The organism is Streptomyces sp. NBC_01320, from assembly GCF_035974375.1.
Lineage (GTDB): Bacteria > Actinomycetota > Actinomycetes > Streptomycetales > Streptomycetaceae > Streptomyces > Streptomyces yanii.
On the sequence record NZ_CP108390.1, the window covers coordinates 10697079 to 10719723 of the forward strand.

Sequence of the window (22645 nt, forward strand, 5' to 3'; positions counted from 1 at the left end):
GGGTTCCGGTGGTCGTGGCTCCACCACTGACTGACGCCCTGCTGGGCTGTCCTCCGGTTGTTCTGTCCGGCTGCCGGGACCCGTTCTTCATGGCTCCGGCCAGGTGGAACATGACCTGATAGGAGCTTGGTCAGAAGCCCCCTCAATGTCCTGTCTGCCCCACCCGGCCGGGCGCCACCTCCGGCTAGGAAGGCACCTTCAGCATGACAGCAGCGGGCATGACGGACACAGCGCACGAGACCGTGTACGGAGGAGTCGACTCCCACAAGGACACGATCCACGTGGCGGTCGTCACCGACCACGGTGGCCACGTCACCGACGCCGAGTTCCCGACCACGACCGCCGGCTTCGCCGCGGCGATCGCGTTCCTCAACGCACACGGCACCGTGACCGCCGTCGGAGTGGAGGGAACCTCCTCCTACGGCCTCGGATTCACCCGTGCCGCCCGCCACGCGGGCCTGGCAGTGGTGGAGGTCAACCGGCCCGACAAGGCCGAACGCCGCCGGATCGGCAAGTCCGATCCGATCGACGCCTACGCGGCCGCCCGCGCCGCCCTGTCCGGACGGGCGGCAGCCGCGCCGAAGGATGACACCGTCAGCGGCATACGCGCCCTCCACAACGCAGCCCGGTCCGCGATCAAGGCCCGCACCGCCACCCTGAACCAGATCGGCCACATCCTCATCACCGCCCCGGACGGCATCCGCGCCAAGTACCGTGCCCTGCACGGCAAGACGCAGATCAACGCCCTCGCCCGCCTGCGTCCCACCGGCGACCAGCTGCATGTCGCCGTCCTGACCGCACTGAAGAGCCTCGCCCAGCGCGTCCAGGCCCTCACCACCGAGCACGACGCACTCACCGCGGCACTGGACGCCGCCGTCACCGAGCAGAATCCGGGCCTGCGCGCCGCCTACGGCGTCGGCCCCGACACCGCCGCCCAGCTCCTTGTCACAGCCGGCGGAAACCCTGAACGCCTGCGCACCGAGGCATCCTTCGCAGCCCTGTGCGGCGCCGCCCCCGTACCCGCCTCCAGCGGCAAAACCAACCGCCACCGTCTCTCCCGGGGCGGCGACCGCGCCGCCAACGCCGCTCTCTACCGGATAGCCCTCGTACGGATGGCCAGCGATGGCCGCACCCGCGACTACGTGACCAGGCAGACCGAAGCCGGACGGACCAAGAAAGAGATCATCCGACTCCTCAAACGCGCGATCGCCCGGGAAGTCTTCCGCTGCCTCACCACAGCGGTGGCCGTCCCCGCCATCGCCGACCTGCGACCCGCGCGCCAGGCCAAGAAAATCACCCTCACCGCCGCCGCCCACCACTTCAACGTCTGGCCCGCAGTCATCTCCTGCATCGAACGCGGCACCCGCCGTGACCACACCCTCGCCAACGCCTACCGCGACTGGCTAACCGCCGCTTGACAGCCAATAGGAGCATCAACACCCGAAAGCACAGGTCACCGCAGGTACGCAGAGAACTCCACCGCTTCACGGCTCCGCTCCAAGGACCCATTCCTCCCCGACCTGAAGGCCGGGGCATCCTGGGAGAAATCAGGTGACAAGGGTAAGCCGCGGGCGAAGAAGCAGGCCGCTGACCAGCACGAATCGTCACGGGGTGACTTTGAGTCCCCCCGTGATTCGGACGGCTACGGGGTGACTCTCAGTCCGCCATGGGGGGACTACAGGTCACCCGAACCAGTCCTGTAACCCCTGTCCACAACCCCGAACAACTCCGTCCTTCCGTCCGTCTGTGACGTACAGGTCCCAGACGCGTCCGGTTCGGGCATGGACGGATGGACGGACGGGGGCGGCGGTGTCATCGGAGACCAGGAGCTGCGGCCAGTGGCAGCCGGTGGGGTGAATGCGGCGGCTGACACCGCGCCAAAAAGCGGCAGCAACAGGGCGGAGGGTGCCTCGCTGGGGCCGGTGCTCGTGGAGCGGGTGGAGATGACAGCGGGGGTTCAGGTGCTGCGGGCGGTTGCGGCGGAGGCGCCTGAGTGGACGATCACGCATGCCGAGTCGCTGCGGGATCAGGGCCTTGTGGCGTCGGGAATGCTGCTGGAGGGCTTCACGCCGCAGGAGATCCGGCACGCGCTGTTGTCGAAGCCGCTGCCGCAGCCGGTACGCACCACGGTTGGTGCCGTCGTGGGACGGCGGCTGCGAGACCTCTTCGCGGCCGGCCCCGCCGCAGGAGTCCGGCCGATCCCTGCACAGCAGCGGTTTGACGGCTACGACGCGTTGGGCCGGCCGGAGGCCCAGGGCGGGGACGAAACCTGGGCGCCGCCGAGTTGGGCGGAGCAGCGCGCGCAGCTGGAAATGGCCGTGTCTGGCCGCGACAAACACCGGCCCTGTGCCAGGGACGGAGACCTGTGTTCGAACCTGGCGCTGCCCGGCTTGGACCTGTGCGCGGTCTGCCAAGGCGGAGAGCAGCCCAGGTGTGCCGACGGCTGCGGGCGCGGAGTGGTCGCGCCCGGGTTGCTGTGCCTGGCGTGCGCCGAGCAACCCGCGACGACCGAGCCGGGCGACTGTCCCGGCTACGGAGGCAAGCCGTGCGGACGGCCAGTCCAGACGGCTGGCCTGTGCGGCCGGTGCAAGATCGCGGCCGAGGAGGCCAAGCTCGCCGCCGAAGCCGAATGGGCAGCCGCCCGCACGGCGGCTGTAGCAGCCGAGACCGCGGATGCCGCCCACACGGTCACCGTCTGACGACATGGCCACAGACCTGACCCTGCCCATCACGACAAGCCACCCCTGCAAACCCCCTGAAAGCGCCACTCGCTGACGATCTGCCACTCCAAAGTCCCCCGGCCGTCCGAGGTGGAGATCGGCACTCAACGGTCCGTACAGACGATCAACGACAGGAGCATCCCCGTGGGCATCATCGGCGACAGCCTCGACAAGGCCGCCGCGAACACCGCGACCCGCCCCATCCCGAAGTCGGCCGGCGCCCAGATACGGTTCCTCGTCAAGCACGAGAAGGGATCCACCCGGATCGTCGCGCAGCGCCTGGGCATCTCACAGCGCACCGTGAGCGTTACCTCAAGGGCCAGATCCGCACCCCGCGCCCGGAACTCGCGGCGAAGCTCGTGGCCGAGGTGCGCAAGGACTGGCAGCCGCGGGTACGCGAGCGGGCGAAGCGACAGGCCGCGACGTCGACCGGCATTGTGATCGAGACCCGGGCCCGGTTCGGATTCACCGCGGCACCCGGCAGCACGGACGACGGGCGGATCCGGCGCATCACCCAGCAGCTGCCACCGCAGTACGCGGCCCGGCTGTTCGACGCGCAGGCCGCCGGCGCCACCGAGCAGCAGCTGCAGAACATCGCCGCCGAAGGACTCCAGGAGCAGTACTTCAAGGACGGTGGCCGCCGCGCCGACGGCCTCGTCGTGGAGTTCACCGACATCGATTACATCGAGCTCGATTACTCGTGAGGCCGCCCAGCAGCCGGTGCTCGACACGAGCTGGGTGAGCCGTATCGCCGGCACGCTCCACCTCGTCGCTCTTACCGCCGCAGCGCGGCGCGACATGGCCGGCATGTTGGACGACCGGTACGACCTGGACCAGGAAGCGTTGCCTGCTCTCCCTGACGGAGACGTCGCGGAACGGGGGGACTTCGGGGAGCAGGGCAGATGAGGATGCGGCCGACGGGGAGGAGGCGCCGGCCGGGCGTTTCCGGTCAGTGTTGCAGTGGCCACCGACAGACCGGGGGAGGACACGGCTGTGCCCCGGGCCAGGGCGCTGATCCGGGGCACATGAGGCCGGGCAAGGCCCTGCCGTTGATCACCGTACCGGGATGATCCGGCGGCGGTCAGCCGGTGTCTGGGAGGTTCCAGTCCTCGGGCAGGTTGAACAGGCGTTGCGCCTTTCGTTCGTTTTCCTTGCGGAGCGCTGTGGCCCACAACGGGGGGTCTTCGGGTTCGAGGTAGGGGCAGACCATGCGGTGCGCGATCCGGCACCGGGTTCCGGGCAAGGGCTCGGCGTCCCACAGGTTCATAGCGTTCCCGTCCGGAGTGAGGACCCACCGCCGGCGCGGGGGAACGGTGTGGGCGGGGACGAAGATCCTCGGCTCGAGGAGTACCCAGTGCCCGTCGTAGAGGGTGGGGTAGCGGTCCTGGGGCAGTGCGCAGTGCGGGCAGTTTGGTGGTGCGGGTGGTGATTGGGCGGTTGCGCCCTCGAGGGCGGCCTGCAGCGCGTTGTCGGGGCGGTCCGGGCGGTCGACGGTGTTCTCGGTGTCCCCCATGCTCACCAGGGTCCGGACGGTCCGTCAGCACGGGTAGGGCGCGATCCGGCCGTGCCGGGTGAGGGAGAATCTGCACGGTGCGTTGAAAGGCGTCACACGGGGCTTGTGGCGGCGCGACAGTTCCGCAGGGGCAGGCCGAACCGCTGCCCAAACCGGCACCATCACCTGAGCTGCCCCGTCCGACGACCTGACAGACCCGGGCGATGAGCACCACCCGTCTGGCTTTGTTTGTGAGAACGGGCAGCAGATGTTCAGGTCCCCGGGCGGCACCTGGATTGAGGCGAAGTCGATATTCACGAGAAGCGACAGCACCTCCCTGCGCATGAGCCAGTACATGGCGGATATTCTCCCGGTGTGAAGATCATGATGGGGAGCGTCGTGGCCGGGTTTGGGGCGGTTACCTCGTTAGTCAACGCGCTTTCGTCCCCGTACGTGGAGCTCGGGATGCCGCTCGCCGGAAGTGCCTGGGCCAAGGCCGCCAAGGTGCTCAGCCTGCTGATGGACGCTGGCTGGTCCTGGGCCGCATTGGCGGTGGGGATGGGCTGGTTGGCCGGAAAATGGGTCCGCGGCGCGCTGGTTGGGGCTCTGACGCTGATCTTGGCCTCGGTGGCGTACTACGTGACGGATGCCTTCGTTCTGCGAACCCCGCTGGCCTTCTTCGCGACGGAAACGATCGTGTGGTCGACGGTGGGTTTGCTGTTCGGGTCGGTCCTGGGTGTGGTGGGTGCAGCCATCAGACGGCCTGGGCTGATCGGCTTGCTTGCCGCGTTGACGGTGCCGGTGGGTGCTGCCGCTCAGATGGTCGTGCTACCGCCTCGCCCGCATCTCACCCTGACCCCGGCAATCATTCTTGCCGAGGTCATCGTCTGGACGGCTGCCGTGCTAGGTGCCAGCTGGGCTGTCTACCGCTTCTGGGCCGCGAGGCGTTCAGCCGAGGTCGGCTAGCGGAGCCAACAGGGATACCTCGTGCTCCTCATGAGCGAGCAGACCGCCGCACCTCCCAGGATCTCGGCGCACTGCTGCCGAAACTCGTGAACATTCCGATGCCACGTCAGCGTCTGCGTGACTTTCAAGCAGTGTCGAAGTGCTGCTCAATCTCGTGGACAGAGCCACCCGTCGCCCTCTTGGAACTGGTACCCGGGACGGCGTCGAGCCGGAGCTGTCGCCAATTGGCGACAGCCATGCGCGCGGCGGTACAGCCGCGGCCCGGGCCGCCGCCAAGCCGTCCGACCGTGCTGCCGAGCACCAGGTGGAGGCGCGATCGCAGGGCCGCCGACAGCTGGGCACCGGATCCTGGCGCACCGAGGAGCGGCAGACTTGACTGCCTGGGCCCTGTGCAGCGGGCGCGAGGCCGAAGAAGTTCACGGAGTGCGTCGGTGGATCTCAGCTCAGTGATCATCGCGGTGGCAGGCGTCGCAGGAACTCTGGGAGGATCGCTGCTCACCCAGCGCGGCTCCGAACGAGCGAAGCTCCGGGAAATAGAGCTCGTTCGTGAACATGAAGAGATCCGCGAGAGCCGTTCACTGCGACGTACCTGCTATGCGGAACTCAACCGAGATGCCCGGCAGTTCAATACCGCACTCAACCGCCACCTGCACGTCATGAGGGAGCGCGGCGCGGAGGACGCCGACAGCGTCGCGCTCGATGAAGCAAAGAACGCGCACCGTGATCGATACTCCGAAGCACAGATGATCGCCCCCGAAGAAGTACTTATGCGGGCGAGTGCCGTCAACCAAGCTCTGAACAAGGTCTACGGCCAGGTCAAGCGCCTCGAACGCGGTGTCCCCGGACCGGGCGAAACGACGGAGACCGCGGCTCAGGCCCAGTACGAGGTCTGGGGCATGCTCCGAACTATGAGAACCGCTATGCGTCACGACCTGGGTGTGTCGCATGAAGATTGAGAGCTGGCACTCAGCTCCGTGCGGTCTCTCTTATCTGCCTCGACCAGCCAAAGGCTGACCGTGCGTGCGGGAGTCCGCTGCCCCCGCCGGGATGCAGGGTTGCGTAGGCCAGGTAGCCCGTCCCGGCTCGTTCGGCTTAGCGCATCGCCGTCTTGGGGCTGATGCCGAGCGCGTCGGCAAGGACGGAGGGAGGGGCTTGCCGGACCAGCTGAATCCAGGCGCGTGAGCGTGTGGCCATGGCGGGGATGCCGCTCTCGCGGAGGGTGTTCGCGACGGTGTCAACGTGCATTGTCCGTCCAGGCATGCGGCCGGGAAACGCCAGGGGCGAGTCCGGGTTCGCCGCCGTGGTGAGTCCGGGGCGTGTGGCGAGATGGACGCGGATCACGGCAGCGGCCGGTTCCGGGACGTCCGTCCAGTCCTTGCCGAGTTTGACCTGAAGTCCGTCAGGGCCTTCGCGGAACTCGACTATGCGCATGGTGACGATCCGGGAGATTGGCTGCCCGAAGAGCACGAGCATGATTCCGATGGCTCGGTACGCGGCGGGCAGGGTCTCGTGGGGCCGGCCGCTACTTCAAGCCGTCCCCGGAAGCGATCTCGGAGCTGGCGAGCCTGCTCGCGCCTGGCGACGCGCGCCGCTGAACCCTGCTGTCACTGGCGTGACGTGGGTCAAGCCGTGGCTGGGCGCGGAGCACCGGCTGCGGGCCGCGGGGGCGTAGCCGCCGTCAGTCGCAGTCCTCGGCGGCGGGGCCTCGCGACTTCGCAGTCGAGGAAGTCCTCGCGCACTGCGGCCAGCAGTCGATCGACCCGGTCGATCGGTCCGGCAGTCGAATGTTCACCCACACGTGGCTGCACGTTTGCAGCATGCGCCATGTACGCCCGAGGGCCGGGCCGGGACACTTCCCTCAGCCCGCCAACAGCATGGTTGCGGGCCAGTTCCGCACGCCAACTCGGAGGGTCTCTTGTCGATGAAACTCAGGCTCCGCGCGCTCACAGGGGTTTTGGCCGCCGCCGTGACGCTGGCAACGCTCACCACCGCCCCCGCGGCGAATGCCGCCGCCTCGGTTCCGTCGCAGGGATCGCCGACACAGCTCGACGTCGGCAACTGGAACGTCGAGTGGTTCGGTGCGCCGGACTTCGGCCCGACCAACGAGGCGCTTCAGCAGCAGAACGTCCGCGACGTCATGGCGGGCGCCGACATGGACGTGTGGGGCCTCTCCGAGGTCGTCAGCACCTCGGCGTTCGACACACTCGTGGCCGGCATGCCCGGGTACACCGGGGTCGTGGCCAACGACCCGATCGTGACGAACGGTGCGCAGTACTACTCGGACTTCAGCAACACCGAGCAGAAGGTCGCCCTCGTCTGGCGCTCCAGCATGGCCACCCTGGTGAGCGCGAAGGTCATCCTGACCGACCAGAACAGCAACTTCGCCGGCCGCCCGCCGGTGGAGTTCACGTTGCGCGGCACGTTCGACGGTGTCACCCGTGACCTCGTCTTCATCGTCCTGCACGCGAAGTCCGGGTCCACCCAGGATGCGTGGAACCTGCGCAACCCCGCGTCGCAGGCCCTCAAGTCCTACCTCGACACGACCTACCCCACACAGAACGTCTTCGTCATCGGTGACTGGAACGACGACGTCGACACCTCTATCACACCCGGGAAGGCTTCGCCCTACGCCAACCTCGTGAACGACGCGGCGCGCTACACGTTCCCGACGCGGGCCCTGTCGCTGGCGGGCGTGTCGTCGACGGCGGGCTATCCGGACTTCATCGACCACCAGCTCACCACCAACGAGGTGCAGGCGAAGTACGTCGCCGGCTCGGCGACCGCCTTCCAGCCCCAGGCCTATGTCCCGAACTACACGACGACGACCAGCGACCACTACCCGGTGCTGGCTCGCTACGACTTCGTCATCGGCGGTGGCGGCGGCGCGAACCAGCAGCCCACGGCGTCGTACACGCACTCCTGCACCGCTCTCAACTGCACCTTCACCGATGGCAGCACCGACTCCGACGGCGCCATCGTGAGCCGCAGCTGGGACTTCGGCAACGGCCAGACCTCGACGGCGGTGAACCCGACCGTGACCTACGCATCGGCCGGAACCTACGCGGTCTCGCTGACCGTGACGGACAACGGCGGGGCCACCCACACCACGACCCAGAACGTCACCGTCACCGCCGGCGGTGGCGGCGGACCCGCCAACGTCATAATCAACGAGGTGCTGGCCAACGAACCGGGCAGCAGCACCGCCGGCGAGGCCATCGAGATCGTGAACACCGGTGGCACGGCAATCAGCATCGCCGGCTGGACCGTCCAGGACGGGTCGGCAGTGCGGCACACGTTCGCGGCCGGTACGACGCTGCAGCCCGGCAAGGCGATCACCGTGTTCGGCGCGGGCTCCGCGATCCCCGGTGGCATCGTGGCGGTGGCAGCCAGCACCGGCGGCCTCAACCTGTCCAACAGCGGTGACCAGGTGATCCTGCGGGATTCGGCCGGAGCGACGGTCCAGTCGATGAGCTACTCCTCAAGCCAGGCGAACTCCGACGGGGTGTCCATCAACCGAAGCCCTGACGGCTCGGCGACCGGCGGCTGGGTCAAGCACAACACCATCAGCTCGCTGTCCCGCTCGCCCGGCCAGCGCGCCAACGGAACGGTGTACTGAGCCCCGATCCACCGGCTTGACTTCGAAGAAGTGAACGCCTGGTCGGCGCTGGTCCAGGAGAACACACCTCCAGCAGCACCTCGGGCAGGTCCACCCGGGGCAGCATCGCGTTCACCGCGGCCCGCAGGTCCAGCAGGGAGGCCGGTTCGGGTTCCGGCTCCAGGGCGGCGAAGTGCAGTCGGCCGTCGTCGTCGAAGACGATCTGCGCGTTGTCCGGGACCCGAGCGGCGACCTCCCGGTAGGTGCCGTCCAGCAGCGCAGCCCGCGCCGCCAGGTGCCCGCCGGCCTCCCCGGGCAGGTTGAGGGAGGCCAGCACGGTCGGCCGGGCCTGCTGCCACGCCTGGCCGGCCAGCAGCTTCGCCCGCGGGTCGCCCCACTTGGAGGAGTTGCGTGCGAAGGGCGCTGTCATGTTGGCTGGCAGGGTGAGACGATCTTCGGGTTGATCGCTGGTGGCGGGGATCGTCCGTGGAGGGCATGTCGCCGTCGTACAAGGGGCACCGGTACCCGGTCGAGGTGATCTCGTACTGCGTGTGGCTGTACTTCCGGTTCCCGCTCAGCTTCCGTGAGGTCGAGGAGCTGATGCTCCAGCGCGGCGTGATCGTCTCCCACGAGACCGTCCGGCAATGGTGCCGGAAGTTCGGGCAGGCCTACGCCAACGCGCTGCGCCGCAGGGGCCCCCGGACCGGCGACAAGTGGCACCTGGACGAGGTCTTCATCAAGATCAACAGCGAGCTGAAGTACCTGTGGCGGGCTGTGGACCAGGACGGCAACGTCCTGGACATTCTCGTCCAGAGCCGGCGGGACAAGGCGCGGCCAGGCGCTTCTTCCGCCGTCTGATGACGAAGACCCGGGCGGTGCCGCGGGTGATCGTCACCGACAAGCTCCGCTCCTACGGCGCTGCCCACCGCGAGGCGATGCCGTCGGTCGAGCACCGCTCGCACAAGGGCCTGAACAACCGGGCCGAGAACAGCCACCAGCCCACCAGGCAACGCGAACGGGCGATGAAAGGCTTTCGTTCCGTCGGTGGAGCGCAGCGGTTCCTGTCCGCGTTCAGTGGCATATCACCCCACTTCCGGCCCCGCCGCCACCTGATGACCGCCCCCGACCACCGCCTCGAGATGACCATCCGCTTCGCAATCTGGGATCAGATCACCGGCGCCACTGACCTGCCCACCGCGGCCTGAACCCAGGCCGGCACCCGGCACCACCACGCCCCGACACACCGTCAGATACCTACGCACCCAACAACGTGACAACGCCGGTGCTGTGGCTGGGCGCAGAGAATCCGCATTGGGGGTGTCGCGGGATCCAAGGCGAGCTCGCGCGGCTCGGGCATCGGGTCGGAGCCTCCACGGTCTGGGAGATCTTGACTGTTGCCGGAGTGGGCCCTGCTCCCCGTAGGGGTGGGCCGACGTGGCGGGAGTTCCTGACGGCGCGGGCCGACGACGTCATTGCCTGCGGCTTCCTGCACATCGACCTGGTTGATCTTCGCCGGGTCTACGCGCTGGTCTTCCTGGAGCACGGCACGCGCCGCCTGCACATCGCTGGTGTGATCGCGCATCCGACCGCGCAGTGGACGGTCCAGCAAGTCCGCAGCCTTGCCGTCGGCCTGGGCCTGCGCGTGGAGTCGCTGCGCTTTGTGGTCCGCGACCGGGACCGCAAGTACACCGAGTCCTTTGACGCGGTCTTCGCGTCCGAGGCATCGAGACCCTGAAGACGGCGCCGCGGGCCCCACGGATGAACGCGCACTGCGAAAGGGTCATCGGGACGCTCCGGCGCGAGGCCCTTGACCACCTGCTGGTCCTGAACGAAGCCCACGCTCGACGTGTGCTCGACGTCTACGCCTTCCACTACAACGGCTATCGCCCCCACCAGGCCCGGGGACAACTTCCTCCTCTCGCCCAGGAGCACCCGGCGCCCGCGACCGACTTGACCGTGCACCGACTCCTTTGCACCCGAGTACGGGGCGGCGTCATCAACGAGGACAGATACGTGGCTTGACCAGCAGCGATGAGTTTCTGAACGGCACACGTCGCACCGTCCCTCTCTCCCTCCCCCATTCCGACCAAACCTTGCCCACACCCCACCCCGACACCGACTCGTCCGAGCCCGCGGCCCACACATCCAGGCCAGCGCACCCTGCCCGACACGGGCATGTCCGCCAGGCGAGCTGCCTCGATCGCAGGCAGTGCCTTCGCACGCCCGCTCCTTGCCCGGTCCCGTTCGGCGGTCCCGGTGGTGTTTCCTCGTCGCGCTCCGTCATTTGGCGCGCCATGTGCTGGCGTCGCGGATCACGGGGTCGCAGATCTCCCGGTGTACGAGGGTTCCCCATACCTCGTACCGCTGTTACATTCCGGAAAACAAGAATTCATTTCAGTTTACCTGGAGGATTCGGCATGACGGTTGTCGATGTCGCTGCTGCCGTGGACATGTCCGCTCGCCGGGAGCTCCCGCCGTCGATGGTCGAACGCATGACGTTGATCATGGACGCGTTCGAATGCCGCACCACTCGGCTGTCTTTGGAGGACGTGGCCCGCAGCACGCACCTCCCGCGTTCCACGGCCCATCGGATCCTCGACCAGCTCGTACGGCTCCAGTGGCTCGAGCACACCGGGTTCGGCTACGGCCTCGGGCGGCGGGCACTCGGGCTCGGTGGGGGCGACGGCACGAACAGTGAGATCCGTGAAGCCGCCGCGCCCAGACTGCACAGCGTCCAGATCCGGACCGGGCTGGTCGTCCACCTCGCCGTGCTCGACGGTGCCGACGTCCACTACCTCGACAAGGCCGGCGGCCGGTTCGCCGCGTCGGTCCCCTCGCGGGTCGGCGGGCGTGCGCCGGCCCACTCGACGGCGCTGGGCAAGGCGATGCTGGCCTGGCTCGAACCGGAGGAGGTCGAGGCCCGGGTGGGCGGCGCCATCACCCGGCTGACTCACCGCACGATCGCCGACCTGGACACCCTGCACCAGGAGCTCAACCGGATCCGGCAACGTCGCGGCCTGGCGTTCGAGCGGGGCGAGTGCTTCCCCGGCATCGCCTGTGCCGCGGCGGCGATCCGTGGCCCCGAGGGGCCCGTGGCCGCCATTTCGCTGATCGGCGACGCGCGGACCCCGCTGGAGAAGGTGGCCCCGTTGGTGGTCGACGCCGCGCGACAGGTCTCCCTGGAACTGTTCCCCGGCCTGGAGACCCCTGGCCGGGGGCACCGCGCGCCCGCCTTCCCGGAGCAGACCTGGTCTCCGCAGGCCATGGACCGGCTGCTCGTCGCCAGCCAGAGCGGCGACTGGCTGTAGAGCGTGTCCGGGGGAGCGCAGCCGGACAGGCCCCTGGAGCCCGGGGCCTGTCGCCGAACCGCGGTCCGCCGTGCGACGACCGGCAGTTCGACGACCGGACCTCAGCCCCAGTGGTCGCCCCAGCCCCAGGGGTCGGGCATGGTGACCGGCTGCTCCTCGACGCCGAACCGCCCGCGGAAGAAGAGCATCGGTCGTTGTTCGGGCATCGTCTCCAGTTCCAGGACCCGCCCGATCACCACATCGTGGTCACCGGCGACGTGCACGTCGTACACCTCGGCATGGACCCTGATCAGCACGCCGCGCAGGGACGGGGTCCCCCAGCGCGAGGGGTCCCAGTCCAGCCCATCGTACTTGCTTCCCCTGCTGGACCCGAAGCGGCCGCACACATCGGTCTGGTCCTCGGCGAGCACGTTGACGCAGAACCGGCCCGACTCCCTGATCCTCGGCCAGGCGCGTCCCTTGTGGTCGGCGCAGAACAGGACGAGGGGCGGTTCCAGCGAAACGGATGCAAAGGACTGGCACGCGAACCCGACCGGATCCGAACGGTCCATCCCGGTGACGACGGTGACACCCGTCGCGAACGCTCCCATGGCGCGCCGCATTTCCTGAGGAGTGGGCGCCGTGACCTCACCTGTCGTGGGTGCGGTCAAGGACTCTGCTGACATCGGATTCACCTCGACGGGGCCGGGTCTGTGACGTGCTCCTGGTGGGGCACGTCCCGACGGTAGGACCGTCGCGTCCGGCACCGGACCGCGCGCTCCCGATGAGTGGAACACGACAGGCCACAGGGCCGGCCCGTACCGCTCCGGCTGCCCGGAACACCCGCGTCCCGCTGATCGGGATGAGTGAGGCGCCCCTCCGGGGGCCCTGGCTACGTTCCAGGAACCGTTGACCACAGGGACGTCGAAGGCAGGGATGATGATGGAGCTGAGCCACGACTCCACATTGCGTGAACTCACAACTGATCAGGGGGTTCTGCGCTATCACGAGGCCGGGGACGGTCCGCCTCTGCTGATGTTGCACGGTTCGGGCCCCGGCGTCACGGGCTGGCGCAACTTCCGCGGCAATCTGGCCCGGTTCTCCGAGTACTTCCGCTGCCTGGTCCTGGAGTTCCCCGGGTTCGGGGTCAGCGACCCGGCCGACGGGCACCCCATGGCCACCGCCACCGATGCCGTCGGCCGGTTCCTCGACGGACTCGGGCTGCACCAGGTCGACGTGATCGGCAACTCCATGGGCGGCTTCGTCGGCACCCGGTTCGCGTTGGACAACCCCGACCGCGTACGCCGCCTGGTGACGATCGGCGGCATGGGCCGGAACCTCTACAGCCCCGGCCCCGGCGAGGGCATCAATCTGCTGATGGAGTTCACCGAGAACCCGACGCGTGAACGCTTGGTCCAGTGGCTGTACTCCATGGTGTACGACCCGGCCATGGTCACCGAGGAACTGATCGAGGAGCGGTGGGCCCAGGCCACCGAGCCGGACACGCTCGCCGCCGCGCGCAGGATGTACGGGAAGGCCGCGTTCGCCGCCACCGCCGCCGCCGCGGCGAGGTCCGAGGAGGCGCCGCTCTGGGCGATGCTCCACGGACTGCGGGCCAAGACCCTGATCACCTGGGGCCGGGACGACCGGGTCAGCCCGGTCGACATGTCCATCGTGCCGATGCGGACCATTCCCGACGTCGAACTGCACCTGTTCCCCAACTGCGGGCATTGGGTGATGATCGAACAGAAGGCGGCGTGGGAGAGTACCGTGCTCGCCTTCCTGACCCGTAAGGACGCGGCATGAGCGCCGGTGCGAACGCGGGCGCGAACACGTCCTGGGACCACGAGTTCGACTTCGTCGTCGTCGGCAGCGGCGGTGGCGGCATGGCGGCCGCGCTGACCGCCGAGGACAGCGGCCTGTCCACCGTCGTGATCGAGAAGGGGAAGATGTACGGCGGTTCGACCGGCATCTCCGGCGGCGGCATCTGGATCCCCAACAACCCCACGCTGCGCGCCAAGGGCCACGACGACAGCCGCACGTCGATCCGGCAGTATCTGGACCGCCTCACCGAGGGCCGCGTCCCGGCCGCCCGCCTCGACACCTACGTCGACCAGGGCCCGGCCGCCATGGAACTGCTCGGCAAGAGCCGGTGGATGCGGTTCTTCTGGGTCAAGGGATACGCCGACTACCACCCCGAGTACGACGGCGGCCGTCCGATGGGCCGCTCCATCGAGGCGCTCCCCTTCGACACCCGCAAGCTCGGCGAGGACGAGCGGCACCAGCGGCCCAACAACATGAAGGGCCCGCTCGGTCTGTGGATCACCGCCAAGGACTACCGCGACCTCGCGATGGTCAAGCGGACCTGGCGCGGACGCTGGGCGTCCGTCGTCGCCGCCTGGCGGGTCTCGTCCAACGTGGTCCGCCGCCGGCACATGGCCACCGGCGGTCGCGCGCTGGTGGCACGGCTCAGGATGGCCCTGAAGGACGCCGGGGTCCCCGTGTGGCTGCGGACCCCGATGACCGGCCTGGTCGTCGGCGACGACGGCACGGTGACCGGGATCGTCGCGCAGCGCGACGGCAAGCAGGTGCGCATCGGGGCGCGGCGCGGTGTGCTGCTCGCGACCGGTGGCTTCGACCACAACCAGGAGATGCGCGAGAAGTACCTGCCCGCCGGCGGCCGGGAGATCCACAGCGCCGGTGCGCGGGAGAACGTCGGCGACGGCATCGTCGCCGGGCTGGAGCTCGGCGCCGCAGTGGACTTCATGGACGACGCGTGGTGGATGCCCTCGGTGCGCCACCCGTCCGGCGCCACAATCCCCCTGGTGTCCGAGCGGTGCATCCCGCCGTCGGTGATCGTCGACTCCCACGGCAGCCGCTTCACCAACGAGTCCTCCCCGTACGTGAACTTCGTCCACGACCAGTTGGCGGGCGGCCACGTCCCGGCCTGGTTCGTGATGGACGCCAAGGCCCGCGCCCGCTACCCCTTCGCGCAGATCCTGCCCGGAATGCCGTTCCCCAAGGACTTCTACGCGAGCGGCCTGGCACACCGGGCGGACAGCATCGCCGAACTCGCCGTCGCCATCGGCGTTCCCCCCGAGGAACTGGCCGCGACCGTCGAGCGGTTCAACGGCTTCGCGCGCACCGGCAAGGACACCGAGTTCGGCCGGGGCGACAGCGCCTACGACCGCTACTACGGTGACCCGACCCTGAAGAACCCCAACCTGGAGGAGATCGTCAAGGCGCCCTTCTACGCCGTGCCCATCGAGGTCGGTGACCTCGGGACGAAGGGCGGGCTGGTCTGCGACGAACACAGCCGGGTCCTGAGGGAGGACGGTTCACTCATCGGCGGCCTCTACGCGACCGGCAACACCTCCGCGCCGGTGATGGGAGGCGAGTACGCCGGACCGGGCGCCACCATCGGCCCGTCCATCGTCTTCGGCTACGTCGCCGCCCGGCACGCCGCCGGCGAGACGACCGGGAGAGCATCGTGACACTGCCCGGCCCGCTCACCGTCCGCGTCGTCGAAGTCATCCGCGAGACGTCCGACGCCCACTCGCTCGTCCTGGAACCCTCGGACGGGACGCAGGACAAGTTCCGCTACAAGCCCGGCCAGTTCCTCACCGTCAAGGTGCCCTCCGACCACGACGGCGGGGCCGCCCGCTGCTACTCGCTGTGCAGCTCCCCGCTGCGCGACGAAAAGCTCAAGGTCACCGTCAAACGCACGGTGAACGGATACGGCTCCAACTGGATCTGCGACAACGTCGTCGAAGGCCACACCCTCGAAGTGCTGCGCCCCGCGGGCACCTTCACCCCGGACTCGCTGGACGAGGACTTCCTGCTCCTTGCCGCGGGCAGCGGGATCACGCCGGTGATGTCGATCCTCACCTCCTGCCTGCACGGCGGGAGCGGATCCGTCACCCTGATCTACGCCAACCGCGACGAGAACTCCGTCATCTTCCGCGACGAACTCGCCACACTGGCAAGGGAGTACGGCGACCGGCTGACCGTCGTCCACTGGCTGGAGTCTGTCCAGGGCCTGCCCGCGGGCCCCGGTCTGCGGGCGCTGGCCGAGCCGTACACCGGACGCCAGGCGTTCATCTGCGGCCCGGGTCCCTTCATGGACCTCGCCGTCACGACGCTCACCGACCTCGGTGTGCCGCCGCGGCGCGTGCACGTCGAACGGTTCACCTCCCTGACGAACGACCCGTTCGCCGCCCCGCAGACCGCCGCCGACCCCACGGGCCCGTCCGGCACCGTGGAGGTCGAGCTCGACGCGCGGACCACGACCGTGCCCTGGCCCCAGGGCAGCAAGCTGCTCGACGTGCTCCTCGCGGCAGGACTGGACGCGCCGTTCTCCTGCCGCGAGGGCAGCTGCAGCGCGTGCGCCTGTGTGCTGACCGAGGGCGAGGTGGTCATGGAGCGCAACGAGGTCCTCGACGAGCAGGACCTCGCCGACGGACTCATCCTCTCCTGCCAGGCGCTCCCGGTCAGTGAACGCATCAAGGTCACCTACGACGGGTGATCGCCCCCCAACCCCCTCGATTCGGATGAGGTTCGAACAGTGACCAAGGCGACCGCCGCGATCATCGGCTCCGGAAACATCGGAACCGACCTGATGTACAAGCTGCTCCGGTCCGCAGTGATAGAGCCCCGCTGGATGATCGGGATCGACCCGCAGAGCCCCGGCCTCAAGCGCGCGGCCGAGGAGGGCCTGATCGCCAGTGCCGAGGGCGTGGACCGGCTGCTCGCCCAGGACGAGCGCCCGGACCTGGTCTTCGAGGCCACCTCGGCGTACGTGCACAAGGCGAACGCCCCCAAATACGCCGAACTCGGCATCCAGGCCGTCGACCTGACGCCCGCCGCGCTCGGCCCCGCCGTCGTCCCGGCCGTCAACCTGGGCGAGCACCTGGACGCGCCCAACGTCAGCCTGATCACCTGCGGGGGACAGGCCACCATTCCCGTGGTCCACGCCGTCTCCCGGGTCACCGAGGTGGCCTACGCGGAGATCGTGGCCAGCGTCGCCTCGCCGTCCGCCGGCCCGGGGACCCGGGCCAACATCGACGAGTTCACGATCACCACCAGCCGGGGCATCGAGACCATCGGCAGCGCGGCCAAGGGCAAGGCCATCATCATCCTCAACCCGGCCGAACCGCCCATGCTGATGCGGGACACGGTCTTCTGTTCCATCCCGGCCGACGCCGACCGCGCCGCGATCACCGCGTCGATCCACGAGATCGTCGCCCAGGTCGCGTCGTACGTACCCGGCTACCGGCTGCGCGCCGAGCCGCAGTTCGACGAGCCGACCGAGGTGAGCGGCGGCCTCGCCCGCGTCGCGGTGTTCCTCGAAGTGGAGGGCGCGGGGGACTTCCTGCCGCCCTACTCCGGGAACCTCGACATCATGACCGCCGCGGCCACCGAGGTCGGTGAGGGCTTCGCCCGGCGGATCGTCTCCCAGCGCGCCGGATCCTGAGCACCCAAGGAGTTCACCAGCCATGCCCTACAGCGCCGACCTCGACATCCGCGTCACCGACTCGTCCCTGAGAGACGGATCGCACGCCAAGCAGCACCAGTTCACCATCGAGCACGTCCGGTCGATCGTCGGGGCACTCGACGAGGCCGGGGTCCCGGTCATCGAGGTGACCCACGGCGACGGCCTCGGCGGCTCGTCGTTCAACTACGGCTTCAGCCACACGCCGGAGCAGGAGCTGATCAAGGCGGCCGTGCAGACCGCGCGCCGGGCGAAGATCGCCTTCCTGATGCTGCCCGGCCTCGGCGTCCAGGACGACATCCGTGAGGCGGCCGACAACGGTGCCGCCGTCTGCCGGATCGCCACCCACTGCACCGAGGCCGACATCGCGGTCCAGCACTTCGGGCTGGCCCGCGATCTGGGCCTGGAGACCGTCGGCTTCCTGATGATGTCGCACAGCCAGTCCCCGGAGGTGCTCGCCCGGCAGGCCCGCATCATGGCCGACGCCGGCTGTCAGTGCGTCTACGTCGTCGACTCCGCCGGAGCACTGGTCATGGAGCAGACCAGCGACCGGATCGCGGCGCTCGTCGCCGAACTCGGCGACGACGCGCAGGTCGGCTTCCACGGCCACGAGAACCTGGGACTCGGCGTCGCCAACTCCGTGCTCGCCGTGCGGGCCGGCGCACAGCAGATCGACGGCTCGACCCGCCGGTTCGGCGCGGGCGCGGGCAACACCCCGGTCGAGGCCTTCGCCGCGGTCGCGGAGAAGCTCGGCATCCGTACCGGAATCGACACCCGGAAGATCATCGACGCCGCCGAGGACGTCGTACGGCCGGTCATGGACGGCGAGTGCCTCCTCGACCGGATGTCGCTGACCATGGGGTACGCCGGGGTCTACTCCAGCTTCCTCAAGCACGCCGACCGCCAGGCCGCGAAGTACGGCGTGTCCGGCGCCGAGATCCTGCTGGAGGCCGGCCGCCGCAACCTCGTCGGAGGCCAGGAGGACCAGCTCATCGAGATCGCCGTCGCCCTCGCCGAGAACACCTCCGCACGGAAGTGAGAACAGCCATGCCCAATACGGTACTTGACGCAATCAACGAGCACGCGGAGGAGATCCGCGCGCTGGGGCCGGCGAACGAGTCGCTCGGCCGACTGGACGACCAGACGGCCAAGGTGCTGCGGGAGACCGGTGCGATCCGGATGCTCCAGCCGAAGACGTACGGCGGCCTGGAACTGCACCCGCGCGAGTTCGCCGAGACCATCATGCGGATCGCCGCCTGCGACGGCGCGACCGGCTGGGTCGCCGGGGTCGTCGGCGTCCACCCCTGGGAAATGGCGATGGCCGACCCCCGGGTCCAGGAGGAGGTGTGGGGCGAGGACAACGACACCTGGATCGGCTCTCCCTACGCGCCGATGGGGGTGCTCCGCCCCGTGGACGGCGGCTACGTCTTCAACGGCCACTGGCAGTTCTCCTCCGGCACCGACCACTGCGACTGGCTCTTCCTCGGCGCCTTCCTGGCCGACAAGGACGGCAACCGGCTGAACCCCCCGAGGTCGGTGCACGTCGTCCTGCCGCGCTCGGACTACGAGATCATCGAGGACTCGTGGGACGTGGTCGGCCTGCGCGGCACCGGCAGCAAGGACATCGTCGTCAAGGACGCGTTCGTCCCCGAGTACCGCGTCATCGAGTACTCCAAAGTGGTCGACGGCACCCTGGCGAAGGAGGCCGGGCTGACCAACCCCACCTACCGCCTGCCGTTCTCCGCCGCCTTCCCCCTCGGCATCACCGCGGCCGTCATCGGCATCTGCGAGGGGGCGCTGGCCCACCACATGGCCTATCAGCGCCACCGCGTCCAGATCACCGGCACGGCCGTCAAGGACGACCCGTACGTCCTCTACGCCGTCAGCGAGGCGGCGGCAGAGATCGCGGCCTCGCGCTCGGCGCTGCTGGACAACATCTCGCAGCTCCACGACATGGTGGCGGCCGGCCGGGAGGTCACCTTCGACCGGCGGGCCGTGGGCCGGCGTACCCAGGCCCGGGCGGCGTGGCGCGCGGTGCGGGCCGTCGACGAGATCGTCGCGCGCTCCGGCGGGAACGCCATGCGGATGGACAACCCGATCCAGCGCTTCTGGCGCGACGCCCACACCGGCCTCGCCCACGCCATCCACGTGCCCGGTTCGGTCTTCCACGCCGCCGCGCTGACGCAGCTCGACATCGAGCCGCCGAACGGACCGATGCGCTCGATGATCTGACGACCGTCACGGCACCAGCGCCCGTCCGACGAAGGACAGGCAGACCGAAAGACCGGCAGATGAGGGAGGAACACATGACGCAGATACGAGGGCTGGGCTATCTCAGGGTCCAGACGCGCGACATCGACCGCTGGCGCGAACTCACCGTCGACGGCCTCGGTTTCGCCGAAGGGTCCGGGCCGGATCCCGACGGTCTCTACCTGCGGATGGACGAGCGCCGGGCACGACTGGCCGTGCTGCCCGGTGACACCGACCGGGTACTGGCCGTCGGGTGGGAGGTGCGCGACCAGTTCGCCCTGGGGGAGGTCGGGCGCGCCGTCGAGGCGTCGGGCAGAGCGGTCAAGGAGCTGACGCAGAAGGAGGCCGACGAACGCGGGGTGGAAGCGGGCATCACCTTCGACGACCCCGCCGGCGTCCCCGTCGAGGTCTTCTTCGCCCCGATCCTCGACCACAGCCCCGTGCGCACCGGCTTCGCCCAGAACTTCGTCACCGGCGGCCAGGGCATGGGCCATGTCGTCCTGCCCACGACCTGTATGGAGGAGACCGTCTCCTTCTACACCGAGGTCCTCGGCTTCCTGCCGCGCGGAGCGATCAGGCTCGCCGGCACGGATCCCGACACCCCACCTCGCCGCGTGCGCTTCATGGGCGTCAACCAGCGGCACCACAGTCTGGCCATCTGCCCCGCGCCGCACGGGCAGGAACCAGGCCTGGTCCACCTCATGGCCGAGGTCGACAGCCTGGACGCGGTGGGCCGCGCACTCGACAGCGTCGGGCGGCTCGGCTTCTCCATCTCCTCCACCCTGGGCCGGCACACCAACGACAAGATGGTCTCCTTCTACGTGCGCGCGCCCGGCGGCTGGGACATCGAGTACGGCTGCGAGGGCATGCTCGTCGACGAGACGTACTACACCGCCGAGGAGATCACCGCGGACAGCTACTGGGGCCACGACTGGTCCGGCTCGGAGCCGCTCGCGGCCTTCACCCCGCCCGAGGCGGGCCGGTGAGCGCCTCCCGGCCGGTGACACCGGTCCCCGCCTCGTCCGTCTCCCGGTACGACGCCGAGACCGACGTACTCGTCGTCGGCTTCGGCTGCGCGGGCGCGGCCGCCGCCTTCGAAGCGGCCTCGGCCGGCGCCGAGGTCCTGGTACTGGAACGGGCCGGCGGGCCCGGCGGCTCCTCGGCCCTGTCCGGTGGCGAGCTCTACCTCGGCGGCGGCACGCCGGTACAGACCGCGTGCGGCTTCCAGGACGCCGCGGACGACATGTTCGCCTACCTGAAGTCGGCACTCGGTCCGCACGCCGACGAGGAGAAGCTGCGGGTCTACTGCGACGAGAGCACCGGGCACTTCCAGTGGTTCGTCGACCGCGGCCTCACCTTCGAGAAGAGCCTGTGGGACGCCCCCACCTGGATGCCGCTGTCGAAGGACGGCCTGATGTGGCTGGGTGAGAACGCCTGGCCGTACAACACCGTCGCCCGCCCCGCGCCGCGTGGCCACCGCTGCGCCACCGAGTCGTACGGCGGCTGGCTGATCATGGAGAAGCTCGTCGAGGCCGCCGGGGCCGCAGGGGCGCTCACCCACACCGACACCCTGGCCACGGCGTTGATCGTGGACGAAGACGGCCGGGTCGTCGGCGTCACCGCCCGGAGCTACGGCGAGGAGCGGGCCTACCGCGCCCGGAAGGGGTTCACAACTGTTGGGCCGGCACATCGTTTTGGCGAACATGGACACGATGGGGTGATCGGCGCGATGAGCTGCGGGTATGCCCGGCGGGGTGTGGGTAACGTTCTCGGTGCGATCTGGGACGCCGGGTGTGGTGTCAGCAGTCGGGGCCCCCGTGTCACCAGTGAGATGGTTCGGGGCCTCCCCGTCGCCTCTGGCCACACCCATATGGCCAGGTCGTAGGGATTCCGCCCGCCTGGAACGGAGCGCATACGGGATATGCGTCGCCGCCCGGGATGCGAAAGCGGAGGACCAGTGCGCCCAAGACCGTTCGGGGCGTGCCGGTGAGCCAGGACCCACTCCTGTTCACTGCCCAGGAACGGTGGTGCTCACCACCGGCGGCTTCGTCGACAACGAGGAGATGCTGGCCGACCACGCACCGCACCTCGTCGGTCACGGAAAGATCAGCGACGGGCTGGACGACGGCAGCGGCATCCGGATGGCGTCCGCGATCGGAGCGGCCACCCGGCGCATGTCGGTGACCGAGATCGCGCTCACCGCCCTCCCCGCCATGGCCACCCGCGGCATGCTGGTCAACGGCCACGGGCAGCGCTTCATCAACGAGGACGTCTACCCGGGCCTGTACAGCGTGGCGGCGGTGCTGACCCAGCCGGGCCCGTACTGGGTGATCGTCGACGAGGAGGGCTACGAGTCCGTGCCCGAGGCGGAACGCTGGGGTGTGCTCCCGCAGTTCGTCGGGGAGACCCTGGCCGAGCTGGAGGAGGAGCTCGGGATGCCGGCGGGCGCGCTGGAGTCGACGGTGGGCACGTACAACAGGTACGCCGAGGAGGGACAGGACTCGTACTTCCACAAGGACGCCCGGTGGCTGCGGCCGCTGAAGGGGCCCTTCGCGGCGATCGACCCCCGCCTCGGCTTCAACCCCGGGGAGAGCGGGAACACGGGCGCCGGGACGGGGGTCGCCGGATTCACCCTCGGCGGGCTCAGCACGACCGCCGACGGCGCGGTGCTGGACGTCTCCGGCACCGCCGTTCCCGGGCTGTTCGCGGCCGGCCGGGCGGCGTCCGGCATCCACGGCGAGGGATACATCAGTGGTACGTCGCTGGGTGACGGCACGTTCTTCGGCCGCAGGGCCGGGGTGGCCGCGGCCCGCGGATAATTTCCCGGTACAACGGTGAAGGGGT

Annotated in this window: 19 protein-coding genes and 5 pseudogenes; 20 read left to right on the plus strand and 4 right to left on the minus strand. The window is 69.3% G+C overall.

The genetic code is table 11. The annotated features are described in order from the left end of the window. Window positions 1–218: 218 nt before the first annotated feature. The 4 genes and pseudogenes from OG395_RS48840 to OG395_RS48855 all read left to right on the plus strand — a co-directional run bounded on the left by OG395_RS48840 (window position 219) and on the right by OG395_RS48855 (window position 3626). Window positions 219–1418 (plus strand): IS110 family transposase, encoded by a 1200-nt coding sequence (locus OG395_RS48840; protein WP_327242667.1) that lies wholly within the window; start codon window positions 219–221, stop codon window positions 1416–1418. A gap of 363 nt (window positions 1419–1781) precedes the next feature. Continuing rightward, the gene (locus OG395_RS48845) at window positions 1782–2699 is read left to right on the plus strand and encodes a hypothetical protein (protein ID WP_327248659.1); all 918 of its coding nucleotides are present in this window, start codon (window positions 1782–1784) and stop codon (window positions 2697–2699) included. A gap of 165 nt (window positions 2700–2864) precedes the next feature. Further along, window positions 2865–3424: pseudogene (gene tpg / locus OG395_RS48850) on the plus strand (telomere-protecting terminal protein Tpg). Window positions 3425–3458: 34 nt separating this feature from the next. Beyond that, a complete protein-coding gene (locus tag OG395_RS48855) occupies window positions 3459–3626 on the plus strand; it encodes a hypothetical protein (RefSeq protein WP_327248660.1) in 168 nt (55 codons plus the stop codon). A 175-nt stretch (window positions 3627–3801) separates the two neighbouring features. On the opposite strand, the gene OG395_RS48860 is transcribed toward OG395_RS48855, so the two are convergent. Further along, window positions 3802–4233, minus strand: a complete 432-nt coding sequence (locus OG395_RS48860) for a DUF6083 domain-containing protein (protein ID WP_327248661.1) — start codon at window positions 4231–4233, stop codon at window positions 3802–3804. Between the two features lie 354 nt (window positions 4234–4587). Here OG395_RS48860 and OG395_RS48865 point away from each other — a divergent pair, with 354 nt between their 5' ends. Beyond that, window positions 4588–5178 (plus strand): hypothetical protein, encoded by a 591-nt coding sequence (locus OG395_RS48865; protein ID WP_327248662.1) that lies wholly within the window; start codon window positions 4588–4590, stop codon window positions 5176–5178. A 431-nt stretch (window positions 5179–5609) separates the two neighbouring features. Next, window positions 5610–6134, plus strand: coding sequence for a hypothetical protein (locus OG395_RS48870; RefSeq protein ID WP_327248663.1), 525 nt, complete (start codon window positions 5610–5612; stop codon window positions 6132–6134). 136 nt (window positions 6135–6270) lie between these two features. Here OG395_RS48870 and OG395_RS48875 read toward each other — a convergent pair whose 3' ends face one another. After that, window positions 6271–6651: a hypothetical protein gene (locus tag OG395_RS48875; RefSeq protein WP_327248664.1), complete on the minus strand. Its 381-nt coding sequence runs from the start codon at window positions 6649–6651 to the stop codon at window positions 6271–6273. Between the two features lie 47 nt (window positions 6652–6698). Here OG395_RS48875 and OG395_RS58720 point away from each other — a divergent pair. Beyond that, window positions 6699–6773: pseudogene (locus OG395_RS58720) on the plus strand (site-specific integrase); the annotation flags it as partial. Between the two features lie 326 nt (window positions 6774–7099). Then, window positions 7100–8794 carry a lamin tail domain-containing protein gene (locus OG395_RS48880; protein ID WP_327248665.1) on the plus strand — a complete coding sequence of 565 codons (1695 nt, stop codon included), beginning with the start codon at window positions 7100–7102 and terminating at the stop codon, window positions 8792–8794. 26 nt (window positions 8795–8820) lie between these two features. Here the strand turns inward: OG395_RS48880 and OG395_RS48885 are convergent. Continuing rightward, window positions 8821–9191: pseudogene (locus OG395_RS48885) on the minus strand (Tn3 family transposase); the annotation flags it as partial. Between the two features lie 77 nt (window positions 9192–9268). Here OG395_RS48885 and OG395_RS48890 point away from each other — a divergent pair. The 3 genes and pseudogenes from OG395_RS48890 to OG395_RS48900 all read left to right on the plus strand — a co-directional run bounded on the left by OG395_RS48890 (window position 9269) and on the right by OG395_RS48900 (window position 12081). Further along, window positions 9269–9978, plus strand: a pseudogene (locus OG395_RS48890) (IS6 family transposase). 77 nt (window positions 9979–10055) lie between these two features. After that, window positions 10056–10795: pseudogene (locus OG395_RS48895) on the plus strand (integrase core domain-containing protein); the annotation flags it as partial. A gap of 395 nt (window positions 10796–11190) precedes the next feature. Beyond that, window positions 11191–12081 carry an IclR family transcriptional regulator gene (locus tag OG395_RS48900; RefSeq protein ID WP_376345023.1) on the plus strand — a complete coding sequence of 297 codons (891 nt, stop codon included), beginning with the start codon at window positions 11191–11193 and terminating at the stop codon, window positions 12079–12081. A 101-nt stretch (window positions 12082–12182) separates the two neighbouring features. Here OG395_RS48900 and OG395_RS48905 read toward each other — a convergent pair whose 3' ends face one another. After that, window positions 12183–12746, minus strand: a complete 564-nt coding sequence (locus tag OG395_RS48905; protein WP_327248667.1) for a flavin reductase family protein — start codon at window positions 12744–12746, stop codon at window positions 12183–12185. 223 nt (window positions 12747–12969) lie between these two features. Between OG395_RS48905 and OG395_RS48910 the strand changes: the two genes are divergently transcribed. From OG395_RS48910 to OG395_RS48950, 9 genes are all read left to right on the plus strand, one after another. Then, the gene (locus OG395_RS48910; protein WP_327248668.1) at window positions 12970–13866 is read left to right on the plus strand and encodes an alpha/beta fold hydrolase; all 897 of its coding nucleotides are present in this window, start codon (window positions 12970–12972) and stop codon (window positions 13864–13866) included. Next, the gene (locus OG395_RS48915; protein WP_327248669.1) at window positions 13863–15554 is read left to right on the plus strand and encodes an FAD-binding protein; all 1692 of its coding nucleotides are present in this window, start codon (window positions 13863–13865) and stop codon (window positions 15552–15554) included. The genes OG395_RS48910 and OG395_RS48915 overlap by 4 nt, the downstream gene beginning before the upstream one ends. Then, window positions 15551–16585, plus strand: coding sequence for a ferredoxin--NADP reductase (locus tag OG395_RS48920; RefSeq protein WP_327248670.1), 1035 nt, complete (start codon window positions 15551–15553; stop codon window positions 16583–16585). The genes OG395_RS48915 and OG395_RS48920 overlap by 4 nt, the downstream gene beginning before the upstream one ends. A 39-nt stretch (window positions 16586–16624) precedes the next feature. Beyond that, a complete protein-coding gene (locus OG395_RS48925; protein WP_327248671.1) occupies window positions 16625–17533 on the plus strand; it encodes an acetaldehyde dehydrogenase (acetylating) in 909 nt (302 codons plus the stop codon). A gap of 22 nt (window positions 17534–17555) precedes the next feature. Beyond that, the gene (dmpG, locus tag OG395_RS48930) at window positions 17556–18590 is read left to right on the plus strand and encodes a 4-hydroxy-2-oxovalerate aldolase (RefSeq protein ID WP_327248672.1); all 1035 of its coding nucleotides are present in this window, start codon (window positions 17556–17558) and stop codon (window positions 18588–18590) included. 8 nt (window positions 18591–18598) lie between these two features. Then, window positions 18599–19783 (plus strand): acyl-CoA dehydrogenase family protein, encoded by a 1185-nt coding sequence (locus OG395_RS48935; RefSeq protein ID WP_327248673.1) that lies wholly within the window; start codon window positions 18599–18601, stop codon window positions 19781–19783. A 74-nt stretch (window positions 19784–19857) separates the two neighbouring features. Then, the gene (locus OG395_RS48940; RefSeq protein ID WP_327248674.1) at window positions 19858–20787 is read left to right on the plus strand and encodes a VOC family protein; all 930 of its coding nucleotides are present in this window, start codon (window positions 19858–19860) and stop codon (window positions 20785–20787) included. Continuing rightward, a complete protein-coding gene (locus tag OG395_RS48945; RefSeq protein ID WP_327248675.1) occupies window positions 20784–21686 on the plus strand; it encodes an FAD-dependent oxidoreductase in 903 nt (300 codons plus the stop codon). Before OG395_RS48940 ends, OG395_RS48945 begins: the two co-directional genes overlap by 4 nt. A 139-nt stretch (window positions 21687–21825) precedes the next feature. Then, a complete protein-coding gene (locus OG395_RS48950; protein WP_327248676.1) occupies window positions 21826–22620 on the plus strand; it encodes an FAD-binding protein in 795 nt (264 codons plus the stop codon). Window positions 22621–22645: the final 25 nt, after the last annotated feature.

Excerpts from the sequence above, each read along its gene's own strand:
- OG395_RS48900 (WP_376345023.1), top strand. The coding sequence starts at position 11,191 with ATGACGGTTGTCGATGTCGCTGCTGCCGTGGACATGTCCGCTCGCCGG.
- OG395_RS48840 (WP_327242667.1), top strand. The coding sequence starts at position 219 with ATGACGGACACAGCGCACGAGACCGTGTACGGAGGAGTCGACTCCCAC.
- OG395_RS48915 (WP_327248669.1), top strand. The coding sequence starts at position 13,863 with ATGAGCGCCGGTGCGAACGCGGGCGCGAACACGTCCTGGGACCACGAG.
- OG395_RS48845 (WP_327248659.1), top strand. The coding sequence starts at position 1,782 with ATGGACGGATGGACGGACGGGGGCGGCGGTGTCATCGGAGACCAGGAG.
- OG395_RS48880 (WP_327248665.1), top strand. The coding sequence starts at position 7,100 with ATGAAACTCAGGCTCCGCGCGCTCACAGGGGTTTTGGCCGCCGCCGTG.
- OG395_RS48940 (WP_327248674.1), top strand. The coding sequence starts at position 19,858 with ATGACGCAGATACGAGGGCTGGGCTATCTCAGGGTCCAGACGCGCGAC.
- OG395_RS48905 (WP_327248667.1), bottom strand. The coding sequence starts at position 12,746 with ATGTCAGCAGAGTCCTTGACCGCACCCACGACAGGTGAGGTCACGGCG.
- OG395_RS48875 (WP_327248664.1), bottom strand. The coding sequence starts at position 6,651 with ATGCTCGTGCTCTTCGGGCAGCCAATCTCCCGGATCGTCACCATGCGC.
- OG395_RS48935 (WP_327248673.1), top strand. The coding sequence starts at position 18,599 with ATGCCCAATACGGTACTTGACGCAATCAACGAGCACGCGGAGGAGATC.
- dmpG (WP_327248672.1), top strand. The coding sequence starts at position 17,556 with ATGCCCTACAGCGCCGACCTCGACATCCGCGTCACCGACTCGTCCCTG.
- OG395_RS48860 (WP_327248661.1), bottom strand. The coding sequence starts at position 4,233 with ATGGGGGACACCGAGAACACCGTCGACCGCCCGGACCGCCCCGACAAC.